The 18,285-nt window shown below is 62.4% G+C and carries 15 protein-coding genes; 7 read left to right on the forward strand and 8 right to left on the reverse strand.

Annotated features, from left to right (window positions below):
* Window positions 1-32: 32 nt before the first annotated feature.
* Window positions 33-1,793, reverse strand: a complete 1,761-nt coding sequence (locus L0V05_RS03620; RefSeq protein WP_234868598.1) for a PHA/PHB synthase family protein — start codon at window positions 1,791-1,793, stop codon at window positions 33-35.
* 324 nt (window positions 1,794-2,117) lie between these two features.
* On the opposite strand from L0V05_RS03620, the gene L0V05_RS03625 reads away from it, so the two are divergent.
* The 5 genes from L0V05_RS03625 to L0V05_RS03645 all read left to right on the forward strand — a co-directional run bounded on the left by L0V05_RS03625 (window position 2,118) and on the right by L0V05_RS03645 (window position 7,325).
* On the forward strand, window positions 2,118-3,719 hold the full coding sequence (locus L0V05_RS03625; RefSeq protein ID WP_234868600.1) for an ABC transporter substrate-binding protein: 1,602 nt from the start codon (window positions 2,118-2,120) through the stop codon (window positions 3,717-3,719).
* A gap of 75 nt (window positions 3,720-3,794) precedes the next feature.
* A complete protein-coding gene (locus tag L0V05_RS03630; RefSeq protein WP_234868601.1) occupies window positions 3,795-4,823 on the forward strand; it encodes an ABC transporter permease in 1,029 nt (342 codons plus the stop codon).
* On the forward strand, window positions 4,820-5,725 hold the full coding sequence (locus L0V05_RS03635; protein ID WP_234868603.1) for an ABC transporter permease: 906 nt from the start codon (window positions 4,820-4,822) through the stop codon (window positions 5,723-5,725). Before L0V05_RS03630 ends, L0V05_RS03635 begins: the two co-directional genes overlap by 4 nt.
* Entirely contained in the window at window positions 5,722-6,552 is an 831-nt protein-coding gene (locus L0V05_RS03640) for an ABC transporter ATP-binding protein (protein ID WP_234868605.1), read from the forward strand. The genes L0V05_RS03635 and L0V05_RS03640 overlap by 4 nt, the downstream gene beginning before the upstream one ends.
* Entirely contained in the window at window positions 6,549-7,325 is a 777-nt protein-coding gene (locus L0V05_RS03645; RefSeq protein ID WP_234868607.1) for an ABC transporter ATP-binding protein, read from the forward strand. The genes L0V05_RS03640 and L0V05_RS03645 overlap by 4 nt, the downstream gene beginning before the upstream one ends.
* 72 nt (window positions 7,326-7,397) lie before the next feature.
* Here L0V05_RS03645 and L0V05_RS03650 read toward each other — a convergent pair whose 3' ends face one another.
* From L0V05_RS03650 to L0V05_RS03680, 7 genes are all read right to left on the reverse strand, one after another.
* Entirely contained in the window at window positions 7,398-8,771 is a 1,374-nt protein-coding gene (locus tag L0V05_RS03650) for an FGGY-family carbohydrate kinase (protein WP_234868609.1), read from the reverse strand.
* 6 nt (window positions 8,772-8,777) lie between these two features.
* Window positions 8,778-9,092 carry an L-rhamnose mutarotase gene (gene rhaM / locus L0V05_RS03655; RefSeq protein ID WP_234868610.1) on the reverse strand — a complete coding sequence of 105 codons (315 nt, stop codon included), beginning with the start codon at window positions 9,090-9,092 and terminating at the stop codon, window positions 8,778-8,780.
* Window positions 9,092-10,090 (reverse strand): ABC transporter permease, encoded by a 999-nt coding sequence (locus L0V05_RS03660; protein ID WP_234868612.1) that lies wholly within the window; start codon window positions 10,088-10,090, stop codon window positions 9,092-9,094. The genes rhaM and L0V05_RS03660 overlap by 1 nt, the downstream gene beginning before the upstream one ends.
* Window positions 10,087-11,076: an ABC transporter permease gene (locus L0V05_RS03665; RefSeq protein ID WP_234868614.1), complete on the reverse strand. Its 990-nt coding sequence runs from the start codon at window positions 11,074-11,076 to the stop codon at window positions 10,087-10,089. Before L0V05_RS03665 ends, L0V05_RS03660 begins: the two co-directional genes overlap by 4 nt.
* Complete coding sequence (locus L0V05_RS03670; RefSeq protein ID WP_234868615.1) at window positions 11,073-12,611, reverse strand: sugar ABC transporter ATP-binding protein; 1,539 nt, start codon at window positions 12,609-12,611, stop codon at window positions 11,073-11,075. Before L0V05_RS03670 ends, L0V05_RS03665 begins: the two co-directional genes overlap by 4 nt.
* A gap of 63 nt (window positions 12,612-12,674) precedes the next feature.
* Entirely contained in the window at window positions 12,675-13,667 is a 993-nt protein-coding gene (gene rhaS / locus L0V05_RS03675; protein ID WP_234868618.1) for a rhamnose ABC transporter substrate-binding protein, read from the reverse strand.
* A 30-nt stretch (window positions 13,668-13,697) separates the two neighbouring features.
* A complete protein-coding gene (locus L0V05_RS03680) occupies window positions 13,698-14,507 on the reverse strand; it encodes a DeoR/GlpR family DNA-binding transcription regulator (protein ID WP_234868620.1) in 810 nt (269 codons plus the stop codon).
* 186 nt (window positions 14,508-14,693) lie between these two features.
* Between L0V05_RS03680 and L0V05_RS03685 the strand changes: the two genes are divergently transcribed.
* Both L0V05_RS03685 and L0V05_RS03690 read left to right on the forward strand, forming a co-directional pair.
* Window positions 14,694-16,796: a bifunctional rhamnulose-1-phosphate aldolase/short-chain dehydrogenase gene (locus tag L0V05_RS03685; protein WP_234868622.1), complete on the forward strand. Its 2,103-nt coding sequence runs from the start codon at window positions 14,694-14,696 to the stop codon at window positions 16,794-16,796.
* A gap of 14 nt (window positions 16,797-16,810) precedes the next feature.
* Entirely contained in the window at window positions 16,811-18,058 is a 1,248-nt protein-coding gene (locus L0V05_RS03690) for an L-rhamnose isomerase (RefSeq protein WP_234868623.1), read from the forward strand.
* Window positions 18,059-18,285: the final 227 nt, after the last annotated feature.

An 18,285-nucleotide genomic window follows, 5' to 3' on the forward strand; every position in this document is an offset into this window, starting at 1 on the left:
GCTTCGGAAGGGCCGCCAAGACCGGCCGCGACCTATTTCTCCAACACGTAACTGCCCGGGGCATCCGCGATGGCAGGAAGCCCCCCCTCGCCCGGCACCCGCGCGGGAACCCGCGCCGCGGTGTCATGGGCATCAATCCATTCCGCCCAGGCCGGCCACCAGGATCCGGGCTTGGCAGTCGCTCCGGCGAGCCAGTCCTCTGGCTTTTCGGGGTAATCGTCCCGCTCCCAGTAACCGTATTTCGGCCGCTTGCCCGGTGGGTTGATGACCCCTGCGATATGGCCCGATCCGCCAAGAACAAACTTCACCTCGCCCCCAAGTAGCCTGGTCGTCGGATAGATCGACTTCCACGGCGCAATGTGATCCTCCTTCGTTGCGAGCACGAAGAAAGGCACGGTGATTTTCGACAGGTCGATCGGCGTCCCGTCCATCGACAGGAGCCCCGGCTTGCGCAACCCATTCTCGATGTAGATCTTTTCCAGATACCAAAGCAGCATGGCGGCCGGCAGACGGGTGCTGTCGGCATTCCAGAACAACAGGTCAAAGGCCGGGGGCTTCTTGCCCATCAGGTAGTTCATCACGTGGAAGGACCAGACGAGGTCGTTCTCCCGGATCATCGAGAACATGTCCTGAAGGTGATGGTTCTCCAGATAGCCCTTCGCCTCCATGTGCTTGCGTAGCGACTCAAGGCGATCTCTGTCGATGAAGACACCGATCTCGCCCACATCGGTAAAGTCGACCATCGTGGCGAGCGTCGTTGCCGTCGCGATCCGCTTGTCGCCGCGCGCCGCCAGAAAGGCCAGTGTCGCGGTGACAAGGATACCGCCGATGCAGAAGCCGAGGATGTCGAACTTCTTCTCACCCGTCGCGACCTGCATCGCCTCGAGCGCCGCCAGCGGGCCGAGCTTCATGTAGTCCTCGAAGCTTAGGCCGGCATGCTCCTTGGTCGGGTTGACCCAGGAGATCAGGAAGACCGAATGGCCCTGCTCAAGCATGAAGCGGACCATCGAATTGTCGGGGCGCAGATCGAAGATGTAATACTTGTTGATCCACGGCGGTACGAACAGGAGCGGCCGCTTGCGCTGTTTCTCGGTCAGCGGCGCATAGTGGATCAACTCCATCAGCTCGTTTTGGAACACCACCTTGCCCGGCGTCACGGCGAGGTCCTTGCCCACCACGAAAGCAGCCGGATCATTGGTCGCGATGTCGAGACGGCCATCGCCGCGCTCGATGTCCTCGACCAGATTGCGCAACCCGTCGAGCAGGCTGCGGCCCTGTGTCTGGGTAAACTCGTCGCGCACGACGGGGTTCGTCACAAGGTAGTTGGTCGGCGAAAGCGCGCTCAAGAGTTGACGGGTATAGAACTTCACCCGCAGGCTTTCCTTTGTGCCGCCGGGTAACAGCGCAAGCAGATCCTCCGTCGCGCGTTCCAGCGCGATATGGCTGTCTCGCAGGCCGCGCACGAATGGATCTCGCTGCCAGCGTCGGTCGCGGAACCTTTTGTCCGACGCTCCCAGCCCTTCTTCACGGTCACCGAGCCAGGCATCCTGCCAGGCCTTGGACCAATCGAAGCTGAAGCGCTGCATCCGTTGAATGGTCTCGACCGGTTGGTCGAGAAAGGTCGGCAGCACCTTCAGGTAGGCCTCCCAGACACTTTGCGCGTCCACGATCGAGAATTCCTGGTCCGTGACCTTGTCATTCACGACCGCCTGACTGCGCTGGATAGCAGCCTGCAGTCTGGATACCAGCTGCCCGAATTCGCCCCACTGGGCCATCAGTTCGCCAGGTTCCATCGCTGCGCTCTCCTCACTCGACTGCGCGCCGCCAGACCCCTGCAGGGGTCTGTACGGCTGCCTCCCCGCCGACAGAATGGCAGGTCTTTGCAAGAATGCCATGGTTGCGATGGGCCGGCTTCGTTTTCGAGGCGGCATCGGCAGTTGCCGCATTGTCGGACAGCCGCGAGCACGACAAGTGCCTTGCTGTCACGTGCTCCTGCGCCGCGCGGTCGGCGCCATCCGGCGTCGCAGTTTTTGGGTTGACTTTGGTCGCCGTCTCCCAACCTTCTTCGAAAAGAAGCCGACTTGATTGGCTTCAATAAAAGCACAGGGAGATGAAAGATGCAGCAGAAGCTTGGCTTTGCCCGAGCTGTGGCGTTGGCCGTTTTGATGACCGGTGCATCGCCGATGGCATTGATGGCGGAAACCCCGGCGGACACGTTGGTGATCGCCGATGCGATCGACGACATCGTGTCGATCGACCCGCATGAGGCTTTCGAATTCTCGAGCGTCGACCTGAACAACAACGTCTATGACACGCTGATCGAGCTCGACCCATCCAAGCCCGGCGAACTGGTGCCAGGCCTCGCAGAAAGCTGGTCGGTCGCCGACGACGGCATGACCTACACTTTCAAGATCAAGCCGGGCATCACCTTCTCGTCTGGCAACCCGCTGACGGCTGAAGATGTCGCCTTCTCGCTGCGCCGGGTGGTCAAACTGAACAAGACCCCGTCCTTCATCATCACCCAGTTCGGCCTGACGCCCGAAAACGTCGATCAGATGGTCACCTTCGATGGCGACACCGTCACGCTGAAGACCGACAAGGCCTATGCCCCGTCTTTCGTTTACAACTGTCTGACAGCCGGCGTGGCCAATATCGTCGACATGAAGACTGTCATGGCGAACGAGGTCGACGGCGACATGGGCAATGCCTGGCTCAAGGCCAACAGCGCCGGAACCGGTGCCTATGTGCTGAAAAGCTTCAAGCCCAACGAGGGCTATGTGCTGGTCGCGCGTGAAGGCCATTGGCGTGGGGATGCGAAGATCAAGACGGTCTTTATGCAGCACATCCCCGAAGGCGCGACCGAGCGCCTGCTTCTCGAAAAGGGCGACATCGACATCGCGCGCGAGTTGACGCCGACCGATATCGCCGGCCTGGCCGGCAACACCGACATCAAGATCCAAGGCGATGTCGGCGGGCAGGTCTATTACCTTGCGCTGAACCAGAAGAAGGCGGAACTCGCCAATCCGAAAGTGCAGGAGGCCATGCGTTGGGCGGTGGACTACACCGGCATGCAGGACTCGATCCTTAAGGGCCTTTGGGTCGTGCACCAGAACTTCCTGCCCCAGGGCTTCCTGGGTGCGCTGAACGAGAATCCCTATTCTCTGGACCTCGAGAAGGCCAAGGCGCTTATGGCTGAATCCGGCCTGACGCTGCCGATCGAAGTCGGCTTCACGGTGCGCAACAACCCCGAGCGCATGGATATCGCGACTTCGATCCAGAACACCTTTGCCCAGATCGGCATCAACCTTGTCATGGATGTGGGCGACGGAAAGCAGGGTCTGGAAACTTACCGGGGCCGCAAGCACGATATCACGCTGCAAACCTGGGGGCCGGACTATCCTGATCCGCACACCAACGCCTCTACGTTCGCCCTGAACCCCGACAACAGCGACGAGGCGAATGCGACCGGCTACCTCGCCTGGCGGACCGCCTGGGATCCGGGTCCTGAACTGAACGCCGAAACCGAGGCGGCAGTTGTTGAAAAGGACTCGGCCAAGCGCGCCGAGATGTATGCCGATATCCAGCGCAAGGTGCGCGACAACTCGGCTTTCGTGCTGATGTTCCAGCAGGCCCGGCAGGATGGGATGCGAGCCAACGTCTCGGGCTTCTACGCGGGTGGCGCGACGGACTCGGCCTCCTACTGGACTGTTAGCAAGTAAGCGAATGGGCCGCCCCTTGCAGGGGCGGCCCTATTCCGAATGCCCGGTATCTCCCATCACCTGCAGGACAATCGCATGCTGCGCCTCGTCGGCCAGATTGCGATCGGCCTGCTTACGCTGGCCATCACCTTGCTTGGCCTTTTGCTGATCACATTCGTGATCGGTCGGGTCGTCCCGATCGATCCGGTCCTGTCCATCGTCGGCGAGCGCGCGACCGAGGCGCAAATGCAGGCGATCCGCGTCAAGCTGGGTCTGGACCTGCCGATGTGGGAGCAGTTCTACATCTATGTGCGAGATGCGCTGCACGGCGATCTTGGCACGTCGATCCGCACGGGCGAAAGCATCTCGGCCGAAATCGCCCGCTACTTTCCAGCCACGCTCGAACTTGCGACCCTTGGCACCATCTTCGGCACATTGGTCGGAATTCCGGCCGGGGTGCTGGCTGCGACCCGCCCCGGCAGCATCGCGGACCAGATTGTACGGGTCGTGGGGCTCTTGGGTTATTCGATGCCGGTCTTCTGGCTGGGCCTGATCGGCCTTCTGGTCTTCTACGGCCAGCTTGACTGGGTCGCAGGGCCAGGGCGGCTAGACCCTACCTATGACATGATGATGGAGTTCACTCTGACTCCCTATACAGGGATGATCCTGATCGATTCCGCGCTGAACGGCGCCTGGGATGTTTTCGGCAATGCCGTCAGCCACATCATCCTGCCTGCCGGTCTGCTGGGCTACGTCTCGATGGCCTATATCAGCCGGATGACCCGCAGCTTCATGATGAATGAGCTTGGTCAGGAATACATCACGACCGCACGGGTAAAGGGCATGCCGGAATGGCGGGTGATCTGGGTGCACGCGATGAAGAACGTGCTCGTGCCGCTGATCACCGTGATCGCGCTGTCTTACGCCTATCTGCTCGAGGGCTCGGTCCTGACCGAGACGATCTTCGCCTGGCCTGGCCTTGGCAGCTACATAACCGACGCGCTTTTCGCTGCCGACATGCCGGCGGTGCTGGGCGGGACCGTGGTCGTTGGCGTGGTCTTCGTGACCCTGAACATGGTCTCGGACATCCTGTATCGCATCGTCGATCCGAGGGCCCGCGCATGACGGCGCTTCACGCCTGGCTTTCCGATCCGAACCCGTCCTCGCGCCGCCAGGCGAAACTCGGGCAGATATGGCTGGCCTGGCTGCGCATCCGGCGCAACCGGCTGGCAATGGTGGGTCTCGTCATCGTCGGCCTTCTGCTGGTTGTTGCGGCCTTCGCCCCCTGGATTGCCCCGCATGACCCATATGTTCAGGACCTGAGCCGACGTCTTTTGCCCCCTGGCACACCCGGCAATCTGCTCGGCACCGATGATTTCGGCCGCGACATCCTGAGCCGCATCATCTACGGCGCCCGGATCACCCTCTACACGATCGGGCTTGTCGCGGTGACTGCACCGGTTCTCGGCCTCCTGGTCGGCACGGTCGCGGGCTATTTCGGTGGCTGGATCGACGCGGTGCTGATGCGCGTCACCGACATCTTCCTGGCGTTCCCCCGCCTGATCCTTGCGCTTGCCCTGGTCGCCGTCCTTGGCCCGGGGATCGAGAACGCGGTTCTGGCCATCGCGCTGACCGCCTGGCCGCCATATGCGCGCCTCGCACGGGCCGAGACGTTGACCGTCCGCAGTTCGGACTACATCGCCGCGATCCGGCTGCAGGGCGCTTCTTCCGCGCGCATCATCGCCGGTCATGTCGTGCCGATGTGTCTGCCTTCGGTCATCATCCGCGTGACGCTGGACATGGCCGGCGTGATCCTGATCGCCGCGGGCCTTGGCTTTCTGGGTCTTGGCGTTCAGCCGCCCTTGCCGGAATGGGGGCTGATGATCTCGTCAGGGCGCAAGTTCCTGTTCGAACAATGGTGGGTCGCCACCATGCCCGGCCTTGCGATCCTCATCGTCTCTCTGGGCTTCAACCTGCTTGGCGACGGGCTGCGCGATGTCCTTGACCCGAAGAGCGCACCGAAATGACCCTGCTTGATGTCCAGAACCTCAGGGTGACGTTTGCAACCGAGGCAGGTCCAGTCGAAGCGGTGCGCGGGGTGTCGTTCAGCCTCGGCCGTGAACGGCTGGGCATCGTTGGCGAAAGCGGATCTGGCAAGACGATGACCGGACGAGCCGTGCTGCGACTCATCCGCCCGCCGGGGCGGATCGAGGCCGACCGCATGGTGTTTGATGGCCAGAACCTGATCGAAGCCTCGGAACGCGAAATGCGCGCCCTTCGCGGCAAGCGGATCGGCATGGTCATGCAGGACCCGAAATACAGTCTGAACCCGGTGATGACCGTGGGCGACCAGCTGACCGAGGGCCTGCGCCGCCGGGATGGGCTTGGACGGCGCGATGCGGAGGCCAAGGCGATTTCGGCGCTTGAGGCTGTCCAGATCCGCGATCCCGCCCGGGTGATGGAAGCCTATCCGCACGAACTGTCCGGCGGCATGGGCCAGCGCGTGATGATTGCGATGATGCTGATCCCCGAGCCTGACCTCTTGATCGCGGACGAGCCAACCAGCGCTCTTGACGTCACGGTCCAGGCCGAAGTTCTGGCGATCCTGGACCGGCTGGTGCGCGATCGAGGGATGGGACTGATCTTCATCAGCCACGACCTCCGGCTGGTGGCGCGGTTCTGCGACCGGGTTCTGGTGATGTACAAGGGCCGCGTGGTCGAGGAGCTTCAGGCCAGCAACCTGCTCGCAGCCCAGCACCCCTATACACGAGGGCTCCTCAACTGCCTGCCGCGCATCGGCGGCCCGCGCGAGCCATTGCCCGGTCTTGATCGCACAGGAGCGTGGGCAGAATGAGCCTGATCGAGATCGAAGACCTCTCCGTCACCTTCCGTGCCAAGGGCCGCGAGGTCCGCGCTGTGGAAGGGGTCAGCCTGAAAGTCGGAAAGGGCGAAAGCTTCGGCCTGGTCGGCGAAAGCGGTTCGGGCAAGTCGACGATCCTGCGGGCGATCTGTGGCTTGGTACCGGTCACGGGCGGTTCGATCCGCATAGGCGGGCAACCGCTGCCGTCACCACGCGGTCGCGCCTTCTCCACGCAGGTGCAGATGGTCTTTCAGGACCCCTATGCCAGCCTGCATCCCCGCCATACCGTCGACCGGACACTCTCCGAACCGCTTGCCATCCACGGCATTCCCGGATCGGACGCCCGCGTGGTGCAGGCGTTGACCGATGTCGGCCTGCCTCCCGCCTTCCGCTTTCGCTATCCGCACCAGCTTTCAGGCGGCCAACGCCAGCGTGTTGCCATTGCCCGGGCGCTGATGCTGCAGCCGAAGGTGCTGCTGCTGGATGAACCGACCTCGGCCCTTGATGCCAGCGTGCAGGCCGAGGTGTTGAACCTTCTCAATCGCCTTCGAGCAGAGCGTGACCTGACCTTTCTGATGGTCAGCCACGATCTGGCGGTCATTGACTACATGACCGACCGCATTCTCGTGATGCAGCATGGCCGCGCAGTCGAAGAACTGTCACGCAGCGATCTGGCCGCCGCCAGAATGACGACTGAGTACGCACGTAGCCTGTTTGCGGCCTCGGCCGACAGGATGCTGGACCCGGCAGTCGCAGCGCCTGCATGAGCGAGGTTTTCGATCGTCGCTTCGGCAGTCCGCCCCGCGCCGGTGCAAAGTGGAATCCTGCAAGAACAGGACTCAGCAACTGATCCGATCTGCCTGCATGCGCCAGCGGGCAGCATAGTCGGCCAGCTGCGTTTTGTCGGCGGGCGTTGCCACCGGACGTGTCAGAGGGGGCGGGGCGTTCTGAATGCACAGCAGGGCCGCTCCTACCGATGTTCCCGTGGCGGAGGTCGCAATCTCTACCCCCTCGGGGCTGATGGCCGCGAGCATGTCCAGGTAGTCGGGATTGCGGCCAAAGGGGCCTTCCACGATGACCGGCCCACGGGCCCCGATCAGGTCAAGTGAAACCCGCGTCATCAGGGCCAGATAAAACGACAGGGCAACAAGGCGCCTTCCCTCCGTGCCGGGATGCGTCGTCCAGCTCATCTTGCGGTTACGGAAGGGTCCGGAGGCCGGTTCGACCGCCGGAAGCAGCATCAGACCTTCACGCAGCACGGCAGCGCGATCTTGCGCATCGGGCACGGCTTCGCTGCCGGCACACACCAGCTCGTATTCCCGCCCCCCCATGAACCGCGCCGAAGGAACCGGGTCGCCGAAGGCGTTGACGTTGACCAGCGTGTCTCGGGCAGGGTCCAGCGCCAGCCGCTCACTGCCGACTGCCATCGCAACCACCCATGTCCCGGTCGAAACCACAGCGAACGGAGCACGGCGGCCGAGGACATGGGGATAGAGCGAGGCGTTGGAATCGTGGATGCCGCAAAGGATCGGGGTATCCGGTGACAGGCCGGTTGCCTTGACCACATCGGCCCTGGGTCGGCCCAGAATGTCGCTGGACTTTCGCGCCGGAGCGATCTTTCCGGCAAGCCCCAGCCGGGCGACAAGCGGCGAAAACTCCCGTAACCAAGGGTTCCAAAGGTCGGTGTGACACCCAAGCGAGGTCATGTCGCTTGCCAGTTCGCCCGTCAGCCGCCAGCCCCAGTATTGCGGATAGGTCAGAAGATGGGCGACCCTGTCGGCCAGATCCGGCTGCGTCTCGAACTGCCAGTGCACCTGGGCGCCAAGATTAAGGCCCATTGGCAGCCGTGGCGATCCGGTTTCTTCGAAGGGCGGCCGAATGGCGTCGTAGCCGTTTGCGAGCGTATCTGGACCCGTGAACTCGTAGTCCAGCATCGGAGCGGCCAGTTCGCCGTCGGCATCCAGCAAGACTGCAGAAGCGCCGTGCGTCGTCACGGAAACAGCATCCACGCCATGCAGCGAATGAAACTCCGCAAGGTGCCGCTGGAAGAAGGCCCAGTGGCCATCCAGATCGAAATGCGGCCACGGCGGTCCGGGGATAACCGTGTTCGGGCGTGTCACGACCGCCAGTTCGGTCAAACTTTCAGCCTCGACCAACGCGAGTTTCGCATTGGTCTTGCCGACATCGATCACTGCAATGTTGCGCAAGCCCATGGCGGATCAGGGAAGGTGAAACATGGGCACAAGCGGCACCGCGACGGGCTCGTTGTCGGGATGGGTGGCCATGAGATCGGCCATATGCGCCCACCAGCGCTGCATTACCGGATGCGTCGGCAGATCGGCCATGCCGTGATCCTCTTTTCGCCAAAGGACGCCAAAGAGGGCATTCGTCTCCGGATCCAGGTGAATCGAGTAATCCTCGATCCCCGCATCCTTCAGCAGCGTCACGAGTTCCGGCCAGATATCGTCGTGCCTCTTGCGATACTCGGCCTCCATTCCTGGCTTCAGTATCATCCGGAAGGCATATTTTTCCATCATGTCCTCGCCATCTTCCACAGCCGTGGCAGCGCGATCACCGAAATGAGAAGTGCGCCAATGATGATCGACATAACGATGCCCGGCACGTTCAGAAGGCCAAGGCCGAAGGTCACAAGCCCCATGACAAGTGCCGCGATCACGACGCCCGGAATCGAGCCGGAACCGCCAAGGATGTTCACCCCACCCAGAACGACCATCGTCACCACTTCAAGCTCGAACCCGGTCGCGATGGAGGGCCGGGTAGAACCAAGGCGCGAAGTCAGGCAGATGGCCGCAATCCCGCTCATCAGGCCGGTCAACAGAAACAGGATGAAGCGGATCCGGTCGACACGCACACCAGAAAATCGCGCCGCAGTGGCGTTGTTTCCGATGACATAGACCCGGCGCCCGAAATCCGTCGCATGAAGCAAGATCCCAAAGACAATGGCCATGACGACGAACAGAACCAGTTCAAAGCTGAAGACCCACCAAACATAGCCCTGGCCGAACCAGCCGAAGGCATCCGGATAGCCGGTGAATGCGCCGTCCCCCAGCACGATGTAGGCGAGGCCGCGAAACAGGCTCATCGTACCGATGGTCACCACGATCGACGGAAGACCCAATCCGGCAACCAGAAAGCCGTTGAAAGCCCCGCAGATCAGGCCAGTGGCCAGGCCGATCAGCACCAATACAGGAACAGGCGCGCCCGCTGTCATCGCCATTCCCATCGCTGTGGAGGCCAGAGCGATGATGGCGGCGACGGACAGATCAATCTCGCCGGCGATGATGAGCATCGCCATCGCAAAGGCGATGATGGCCTTTTCGGTGAAGTTGAAGCTGGCGTCGCTGAGGTTCCAGGGATCCAGAAAATAGGGCGAGGCCAGCGAGTTCGCGATGAAAATCGCAACTGCGACAACGAAAAGCAGCGTTTCCCAGCTTTTCAAGGCCCGTTTCCAGCCCGGAACCAGCCGGTCTGGAATCTCGCGTCCGCGGATCGACGTTGAGGTGGCGGTCATGCGGATCCCTCCACTACCCGATGTTCGGCCTGCTTCAGGATGATCCGGCCCTTCGGTCTTGAACTGCGGGCGTTGAAGGCGATGGCAACGAGGATGGCGATGCCCGAGATAGCCATTTGCGCGAAGGGCGAGATGCCCACCACCGGCAGCGCGTTCTTCACGATGCCAAGGAACAGAGCCCCCATTACCGCACCCGCAACAGAGCCTGCGCCACCGGCGATGGCGACACCGCCGATCACGCAGGCGGCCACCACGTCAAGCTCGAACCCGCCTGCGATGTCGACATAGGCCACCGCATAGCGCGCGACCCACAGGTATCCGGTAAGCCCGGCAAGCGTGCCCGCGATGACGAAGGCCGCGAACTGGGTGCGGCCAACTGAGATGCCCGTATAAACTGCCGCATGGGGGTTGCCTCCCACCGCGAAGAACGCGCGGCCAAGGGGGGTGCGGTAGATAAGGACCGTGAAGACCAAGACAATGGCGATCATGATCCAGGTCATCACCGGAAGGCCGAGAAGGATCGCGCGCGGAAAGTCCTTGAACTCCGGACTCATCTGGTGCGCGTTGATCCATTTCCCGGCGGTCAGCACAAAGATGATGCCGCGATAGATCGTCATCGTCCCAAGGGTCACGACGATGGACGGAATGCCGAGTTTCCAGACGAGCAGGCCGTTGAATGCTCCAAGCAGGGCGCCCAGCACGATCACTGCAAGCAGGATCACCACAATCGGGACGCCGGCCATGTTCAGCAGCCCCGCAACCATGCCGCACAGGGCCAGATTGGCAGCGATCGACAGGTCGATGCATTTCGTCAGGATCACCACCATCTGGCCTAGCGCCAGGATGATGAGCGGCGAGGTGTCGGTCAGGACGTTGACAAGGTTGCCTGGCAGGATGAAGGCCGGAAAACGCATCGCAACCAGGGCCAGCAGCACGAGGATGGCAAGGGCGAGGATCGCCTCGCGTGACTTCAGGATGCCTCTCATGCCGCCTCCCCTTCGATGCCGGCTGCCGCCCGGACCAGATTTTCGGGCGTCATGCTGCCACCCTGGAACTCGGCAGCGATCCGGCCCTCGCGCATGACGATGACCCGGTCGGACATGCCCAGCACCTCCGGTATCTCCGAGGAAACCATGATCACCGCCAGTCCTTGGGCTGCCAACTCGGACATGAAGTCGTGGACGGCGGCCTTGGACCCGATATCGATGCCCTTGGTCGGCTCATCCAGAATGATGACGCGCGGCTTGGTCGCCAGCCATTTGGCGATCACGACCTTCTGCTGGTTGCCGCCGGACAGAAGCCCCACATCCTGGTCAAGGCTCGCCGCCCTCAGATCAAGCCGGCTGGTATAGTCGCGGGTCATGCGGAATTCCTCGGCCAGTCGCAGGAACCCCGCCCGGCTGGTCTTTTCCAGCGACGGCAGGGTGACGTTCTGGAAGATGGGCAGGCCCTTGACCGCCCCCTGACGGCCACGGTCCTCTGGCACATAGACGATGCCTGCGGCGATCGCATCGGCCGTGCTGCGCAGGACCAACACGCGATCGTCGATGCGGCACGCTCCTTTGGACGGGCGAGTGATCCCGAACAGGGCCTGCATCACTTCGGACCGCCCTGCCCCGACAAGGCCGTAAAAGCCAAGGATCTCGCCCTGGTGAAGCGTGAAGCCGATATCCTCGAACTCGGTTGGATGACAGTAACCCGCGACCGTCAACACCGGAGGCCCGATCCGGGCTGGTCGCTTGGGATAGATCTTGTCGACCTCGCGCCCGACCATGAGTTGCACGAGCCGTCCCTCGGTCACATCCGCAATGCGGCCGGAGCCCACGAATTGGCCATCGCGAAACACCGTCCAGCGATCCGCGATGCGGAAGATCTCGTCGAACTTGTGGCTGATGAACAGAATAGCCTTGCCCTGCGCCTTGAGCTTCTCGACCAGATCGTAAAGTTCGTGAATCTCCTTGTGGGACAGGGCGGCCGTCGGTTCGTCCATGATGACGACGCTCGCGTCGATCGACAGGGCGCGGGCGATTGCGACTAGATGCTTCGAGGCGATGCCGAGTTCCCGCAGTCGTATGCGCGGGTCCAGGTCGGCGCCGATGGAGGCCAGAAGCCGCTTCGCCTCCGCTTCCATCGCGGAGGCATCGATCAGCCCGAAACGGGTTCGCGGGGCATGGCCGATGAAGATGTTCTCGGCGACGGTCAGTTCATCGAACAGGACCGTTTCCTGGTGGATGGCGGTGACGCCCGCCTCAGCGGCTGCCTGTGCGGTCAGAAACCGGGTCTCGACACCATTGACCAGGATTGTCCCGCCATCGGGCTGGTATATCCCGGTCAGAATCTTCACCACGGTGGACTTGCCCGCGCCGTTCTCGCCGATCAGCGCAGTCACCTGCCCGGCAAAAAGGTCAAGCTCCACGCCGTCGAGCGCGCGAACACCGGGGAACGTCTTCGATATTCCCCTGAAGGACAGCACCGGAACATGCGTCTCGGCGCCTTTCGCGAGAGCGGTTTCAGTCAGCATGGATTTTGCCTGGAAAGGAGGGACGGGCCCGGTCAAAAGCGACCGGGCCCGGAGGGAGTCCGATCAGAAGATCGAGGAGAACTGGTCGATGTTCGAGGCGTCGTAGGTGAACGGATCGGCCATGGCGCCTTCGTTCTTGTCGTCCAGCTTGACGTTGCCCATGCGGCCCATTGGGATCTCGGCACCAGGCTCGGCCTTCGCGTCACCCTTGGCGAGGTGATAGGCGATCATCGTGGCCGAATAGCCAAGGTCGATCGGGTTCCAGATCGCAAAAGACTTGGATGCGCCAGACTTCACATGGCCAGCCATTTCCGAAGGCAGGCCAAGGCCCGTCACGTTGACCTGACCGATCTTGCCGGCATCCGTCACCGCCTGGGCAGCAGCCACGATCCCGACCGAGGTCGGTGCGATGATCGCCTTCAGGTTCGGATAGGTCTGCAGCAGGCCCTGCGTCTCGCGATAGGACTTGTCGGCCAGATCGTCGCCATAGACGACACCGACAAGATTGATGCCCGGATAGTTCGGCAGCACCTTCTTCGCTTCCTCGATCCAGACGTTCTGGTTGGTCGAGGTGGTGGTAGCGGACAGGATCGCCACGTCGCCGCCGTCGGGCAGATGGTCCGCCGCCAGTTTGACGATGGTGTTGCCGATCAGCGCCGAAGACGACGGGTTCAGGTGCATCTGGCGGCCTTCCGGTGCAACGCCCGAATCCCACGAAATCACGGTGATGCCGCGATCCATCGCCTTCTTCAGCGCCGGCACCAGCGCATCGGCGTCATTGGCGGACACCGCGATCGCATCGACCTTTTGGGCGATCAGGGCGTTGATCACCTCGATCTGGCCTTCAGCGGTCGTGTCGGTCGGGCCGGTGTAGATGATCTCGACATCGCCGAGTTCCTTGGCGGCCTCTTCGGCGCCCTTGTTCGCGGCCTCGAAGAAGCCGATGCCGAGCGCCTTGACCACAAGGGCGATGCGCATGGGTTCGGCATGGGCGCCGGTCGCGATAAGTCCGGTGGCCAGCGCCACCGTCGTCAGGGTCTTTCTCAGAATGCTCATGTGTTCCTCCCAGAGCGTTGCTGTCCCGCGCTATTCCTCCTGCGCGCGGATTTTCCGTTCCTGCGCGGCCACTTCGGCCACGATCAGCTTCACGTCCGCTTCCTCGAGCATGCGGGCAGAGCGGTCGTCGATGCGGTCATCGGTGATGACCGTCGTAATGCGGGTCAGCGGGCAAAGAAGCAGGCTCGACCGCTGCGCGAATTTGGAACTGTCGGCCAAGACGATCAGCTCATCCGCCTGACCGATCAGCTTCTGCTCGGCCTGGACCAGCATCGGGTCGCCTTCCATCAGGCCAAGCGGCCCCAGACCGCGGCAGCCCATGAACATCCGCTTGGCGTAGAAGTTGCGGCTGCCATCCTCGTCGAAGGGAGACAGGATGATGTTCTGTTCGCGATAGATCGCTCCTGCAGGCAGAAGCACGGTGTTCTTCGAGTGCTTCAGCAGATGCTCGGCAATCGGGAAGCTGTTGGTGAAGACCTGCAGCCGCTTCGTGGTCAGCAGATGAACCATCTGGAAGGTGGTGGTGCCGCCGTTGATGATGATCGCGTCACCATCGGCGCACAGATCCACCGCCGCCTTTGCAATGGCCCGCTTCTCGGCCGCATGGATGGTTTCCTGCATGGCGAAGGGGCGAGCGTTGATGCCGACGAAGCTCGGCGGCGCAATGGCCTCGGCTCCACCGCGCACCCGGCGCAGACGCTTCTGCATGTGAAGCTGGGCGATGTCGCGCCGGATCGTCGCCTCGGACGCGCCAGTCATCTGGCACAGGTCCGGCACGGTCACCACCGGCCGTTCCTGCACGGCCGAGAGAATGATCCTGTGGCGTTCGGATTCGTGCATTCCATCCCCCTTTTTCGGGACGCTTGCAGTTGAATCGGTCAATGTCAATCAATTTCAATCGCAGAAAGTCATTCTGCACCTGCATAATGATCGAACATGATCGAAAGTGATTGACAATCCGTCGCAGCAAGGCAGAGTCCCGACCCAAGAGGCGCGGCGCACGACCCCGCGCGATGGGAGGATATGATGGCCAAGACCCCCGCCGCTAACCGGCTTGAATCGCTTTGGAATGACGCCAAGGCAGCGTCCATGAGCGAAGCCGACAAGCTGCTCTACCGGTCGAATCTGTTGGGCTCGGACAAGCGGGTCACGAACTACGGTGGCGGCAATACCTCGGCGAAGGTGATGGAGCAGGACCCGCTCAGCGGCGAACTGACCGAGGTGCTCTGGGTCAAGGGGTCGGGCGGCGACATCGGGTCGATGAAGATGGAAGGCTTCTCGACCCTCTACATGGACAAGCTGCGGGCCCTGAAGGGCAAGTATCGCGGGGTCGAGTTCGAGGACGAAATGGTGGGCTACCTGCCCCACTGCACCTTCAACCTCAACCCGCGTGCCGCGAGCATCGATACGCCCCTGCACGCTTATGTGCCGCGCAAACATGTCGACCACGTCCATTCCGACGCGATCATCGCCATTGCCGCCTCGGTCAACTCGCGAGACCTGACGAAAGAGATTTTTGGCAACGAGATCGGCTGGCTGCCGTGGAGGAAACCCGGCTACGAGTTGGGCCTGTGGCTGGAAAAGCTTGCAACCGAGAACCCGCAGATGCGCGGCGCCATCCTCGAAAGCCACGGGTTGTTCACCTGGGCGGATGACGCCAAGGACTGCTACCAGACGACACTGGAAATCATCAACAAGGCCGCAGCCTGGCTTGAGACGAAAACGGCTGGAAAGCCGGCCTTCGGCGGGGTCCGGAAACCGACCCTGCCGCCAGAAGAACGCCGCGCCATCGCGGCAAGGCTGATGCCGGTGATCCGGGGCCTGATCTCGAAGGACCGCCACAAGGTCGGGCATTTCGACGACCAGCCCGCCGTTCTGGAATTCGTGGGTTCGCAGATGCTCGAGACTCTGGCCCCGCTCGGCACGTCCTGCCCCGACCATTTCCTGCGCACCAAGATTCGCCCGCTGGTCGTGGATTTCGACCCGTCGAAGCCCGATCTCGCCGCGACCATTGCGAGCCTGCCCAAGGCGGCAGAGGACTATCGCGCCGACTACGCGGCCTATTACGACCGCTGCAAGCACGACAACTCGCCCGCCCTTCGTGACCCGAATGCCGTGGTCTGGCTGGTGCCCGGCGTCGGCATGATCACCTTCGCCTTGGACAAGGCCACTGCCCGCATCTCCGGCGAATTCTACGTGAATGCCATAAACGTCATGCGCGGCGCATCCGGTGTCTCGACCTATCAGGGCCTGCCCGAGCAGGAGGCCTTCGACATCGAATACTGGCTGCTGGAGGAAGCGAAGCTGCAGCGGATGCCCAAGCCGAAATCCCTCGCAGGCCGTGTCGCGCTCGTGACCGGAGGGGCGGGGGGCATCGGCTCTGCAACAGCCGAACGGATGCTGAAGGAGGGGGCTTGCGTCATCCTCGCCGATATCGACGGCAAGGCCGCCGAGGATGTGGCCGCCGGCATGGCCAAGGTCTTTGGGCCGGACGTGGTGCGCTCGGTCGCGATGAACGTCACCATCGAAAGCGATGTGATCGCGGCCTATGCCAATGCGGCAGCGGAGTATGGCGGGATCGACATCCTCGTCTCGAACGCCGGCATTGCCTCGTCCGCCCCGATCGAAGACACGACGCTCGCGCTCTGGAACCGCAACATGGATATCCTGTCGACTGGCTACTTCCTTGTCAGCCGGGAAGCATTCAAGCTGTTGCGGGCGCAGGGGATCGGCGGATCGGTCGTCTTCGTGGCGTCGAAGAACGGATTGGCGGCCAGTCCGAATGCCTCGGCCTACTGCACCGCCAAGGCCGCCGAAATCCACCTCGCACGTTGCCTTGCCCTGGAAGGGGCCGAAGCGGGCATCCGCGTCAATGTCGTGAACCCGGATGCCGTGCTTCGCGGCTCGAAGATCTGGTCGGGCGAATGGCTGGACCAGCGCGCCAGCACCTACAAGACGGACAAGGAAGGACTTGAAGAGATGTACCGCCAGCGTTCCATGCTCAAGCGGTCGGTGCTGCCCGAGGATATCGCCGAGGGGATCTACTTCTTGGCATCGGATCTGTCGGCTAAATCGACCGGCAACATCCTCAATATCGATGCGGGCAACGTTCAGGCCTTCACACGCTGACCCTGGGGGACATGATGAGCAAGAGCTACGATCTGGCTCGCGAGCAATTCGCCGGCTGGGGCGTCGATGCCGAAGCGGCGATGAACGCCCTGTCGAAGATCGCGATCTCTGTCCATTGCTGGCAGGGCGACGATGTCGGCGGCTTCGAGCGGAAATCCGGAACCTCGGGCGGCGGCATTCAGGCAACGGGCAACCATCCGGGCCGGGCCAGGACGCCCGGCGAGCTGCGCGCGGATCTTGATTTTGCGTTCTCGCAGATCCCTGGACGGCATCGCGTAAACCTGCATGCCTTCTATCTCGACACGCACGAAACACCCGGACGCGACGAGATCGAATACCGGCATTTCACGCCCTGGGTCGACTGGGCCAAGGACAAGGGACTTGGGCTGGACTTCAACCCGACCTTCTTTGCTCATGAGAAAGCCGACGACAACCTGACCCTTTCCCATCCGGACAAGGGCATTCGTGACTTCTGGATCGAACATGGCCGTCGCTCGCGCGAAATTGCCGCCCGGATCGGTCAGGAACTCGGCAGCGCTGCGGTGAACAACGTCTGGATCCCTGACGGGTACAAGGACATTCCCGTTGACCGGATGGCGGCGCGGCAGCGGCTTTGGGACTCGCTCGACGCGATGTTCGCCGCACGGCACGACCGCGCCCGGCTGATCGATGCCGTGGAGTCGAAGCTCTTCGGTATCGGCGTCGAGGCTTGCACGGTCGGCAGCCACGAATTCTACCTGGGCTTTGCAGCCAGGAAGGATGTCGCGCTGTGTCTCGACATGGGGCATTTCCACCCCACCGAAAACATCGCCGACAAGCTTTCCGCGGTTTCCCTCTGTGTTCAGGATCTCCTTCTGCATGTCTCGCGTCCCATGCGTTGGGACAGTGATCATGTCATCCTTCTGAATGACGACATTCTGGCCATGGCGCAGGAACTGGTCTTCGCCGGGCTGTTGCCGCGGACGAGGATCGGGCTGGACTACTTCGATGCCACGATCAGCCGGACAGCAGCCTGGGTCATCGGTGTGCGGAACATGCAGAAGGCACTGTTGCACGCATTGCTTCTGCCCCAAGCCCAGTTGAAGGACATCGAGCATCGGCTGGACCATACCGCGCGGTTGTCCTGGACAGAAGAACTGAAGGATCTTCCCTTCGCGGCTGTCTGGTCCGAATTCTGCGAACGAAACGAGGTTCCGACCGGCAGAACGCTCATCAGCGAACTGGAACAGTATCAGTCCAGCGTGGCATTGCGCAGAACCTAGGCGCGTGAGCCGCGCCGGGCGCGCCTGCGCCCGCTTTGACGTGGAGCAGGGGGCGGGATCGGTCGGAGGCGCTGGCCTTCGCCGACAGGATCGACGGCGCCGCGGCCGGTCCGATCTTGGTCGGCCGCCCCCCGGCGCCAAGGCAGACATCGCGGTCCTTGACCTCACGAAACCCTGTTTCGTGCGTACGACCGATCCCGTGCCGTTGCTGATCTTCGGTGCTTCAG

The organism is Alitabrizicola rongguiensis (genome assembly GCF_021491355.1).
GTDB classification, from domain to species: domain Bacteria; phylum Pseudomonadota; class Alphaproteobacteria; order Rhodobacterales; family Rhodobacteraceae; genus Aliitabrizicola; species Aliitabrizicola rongguiensis.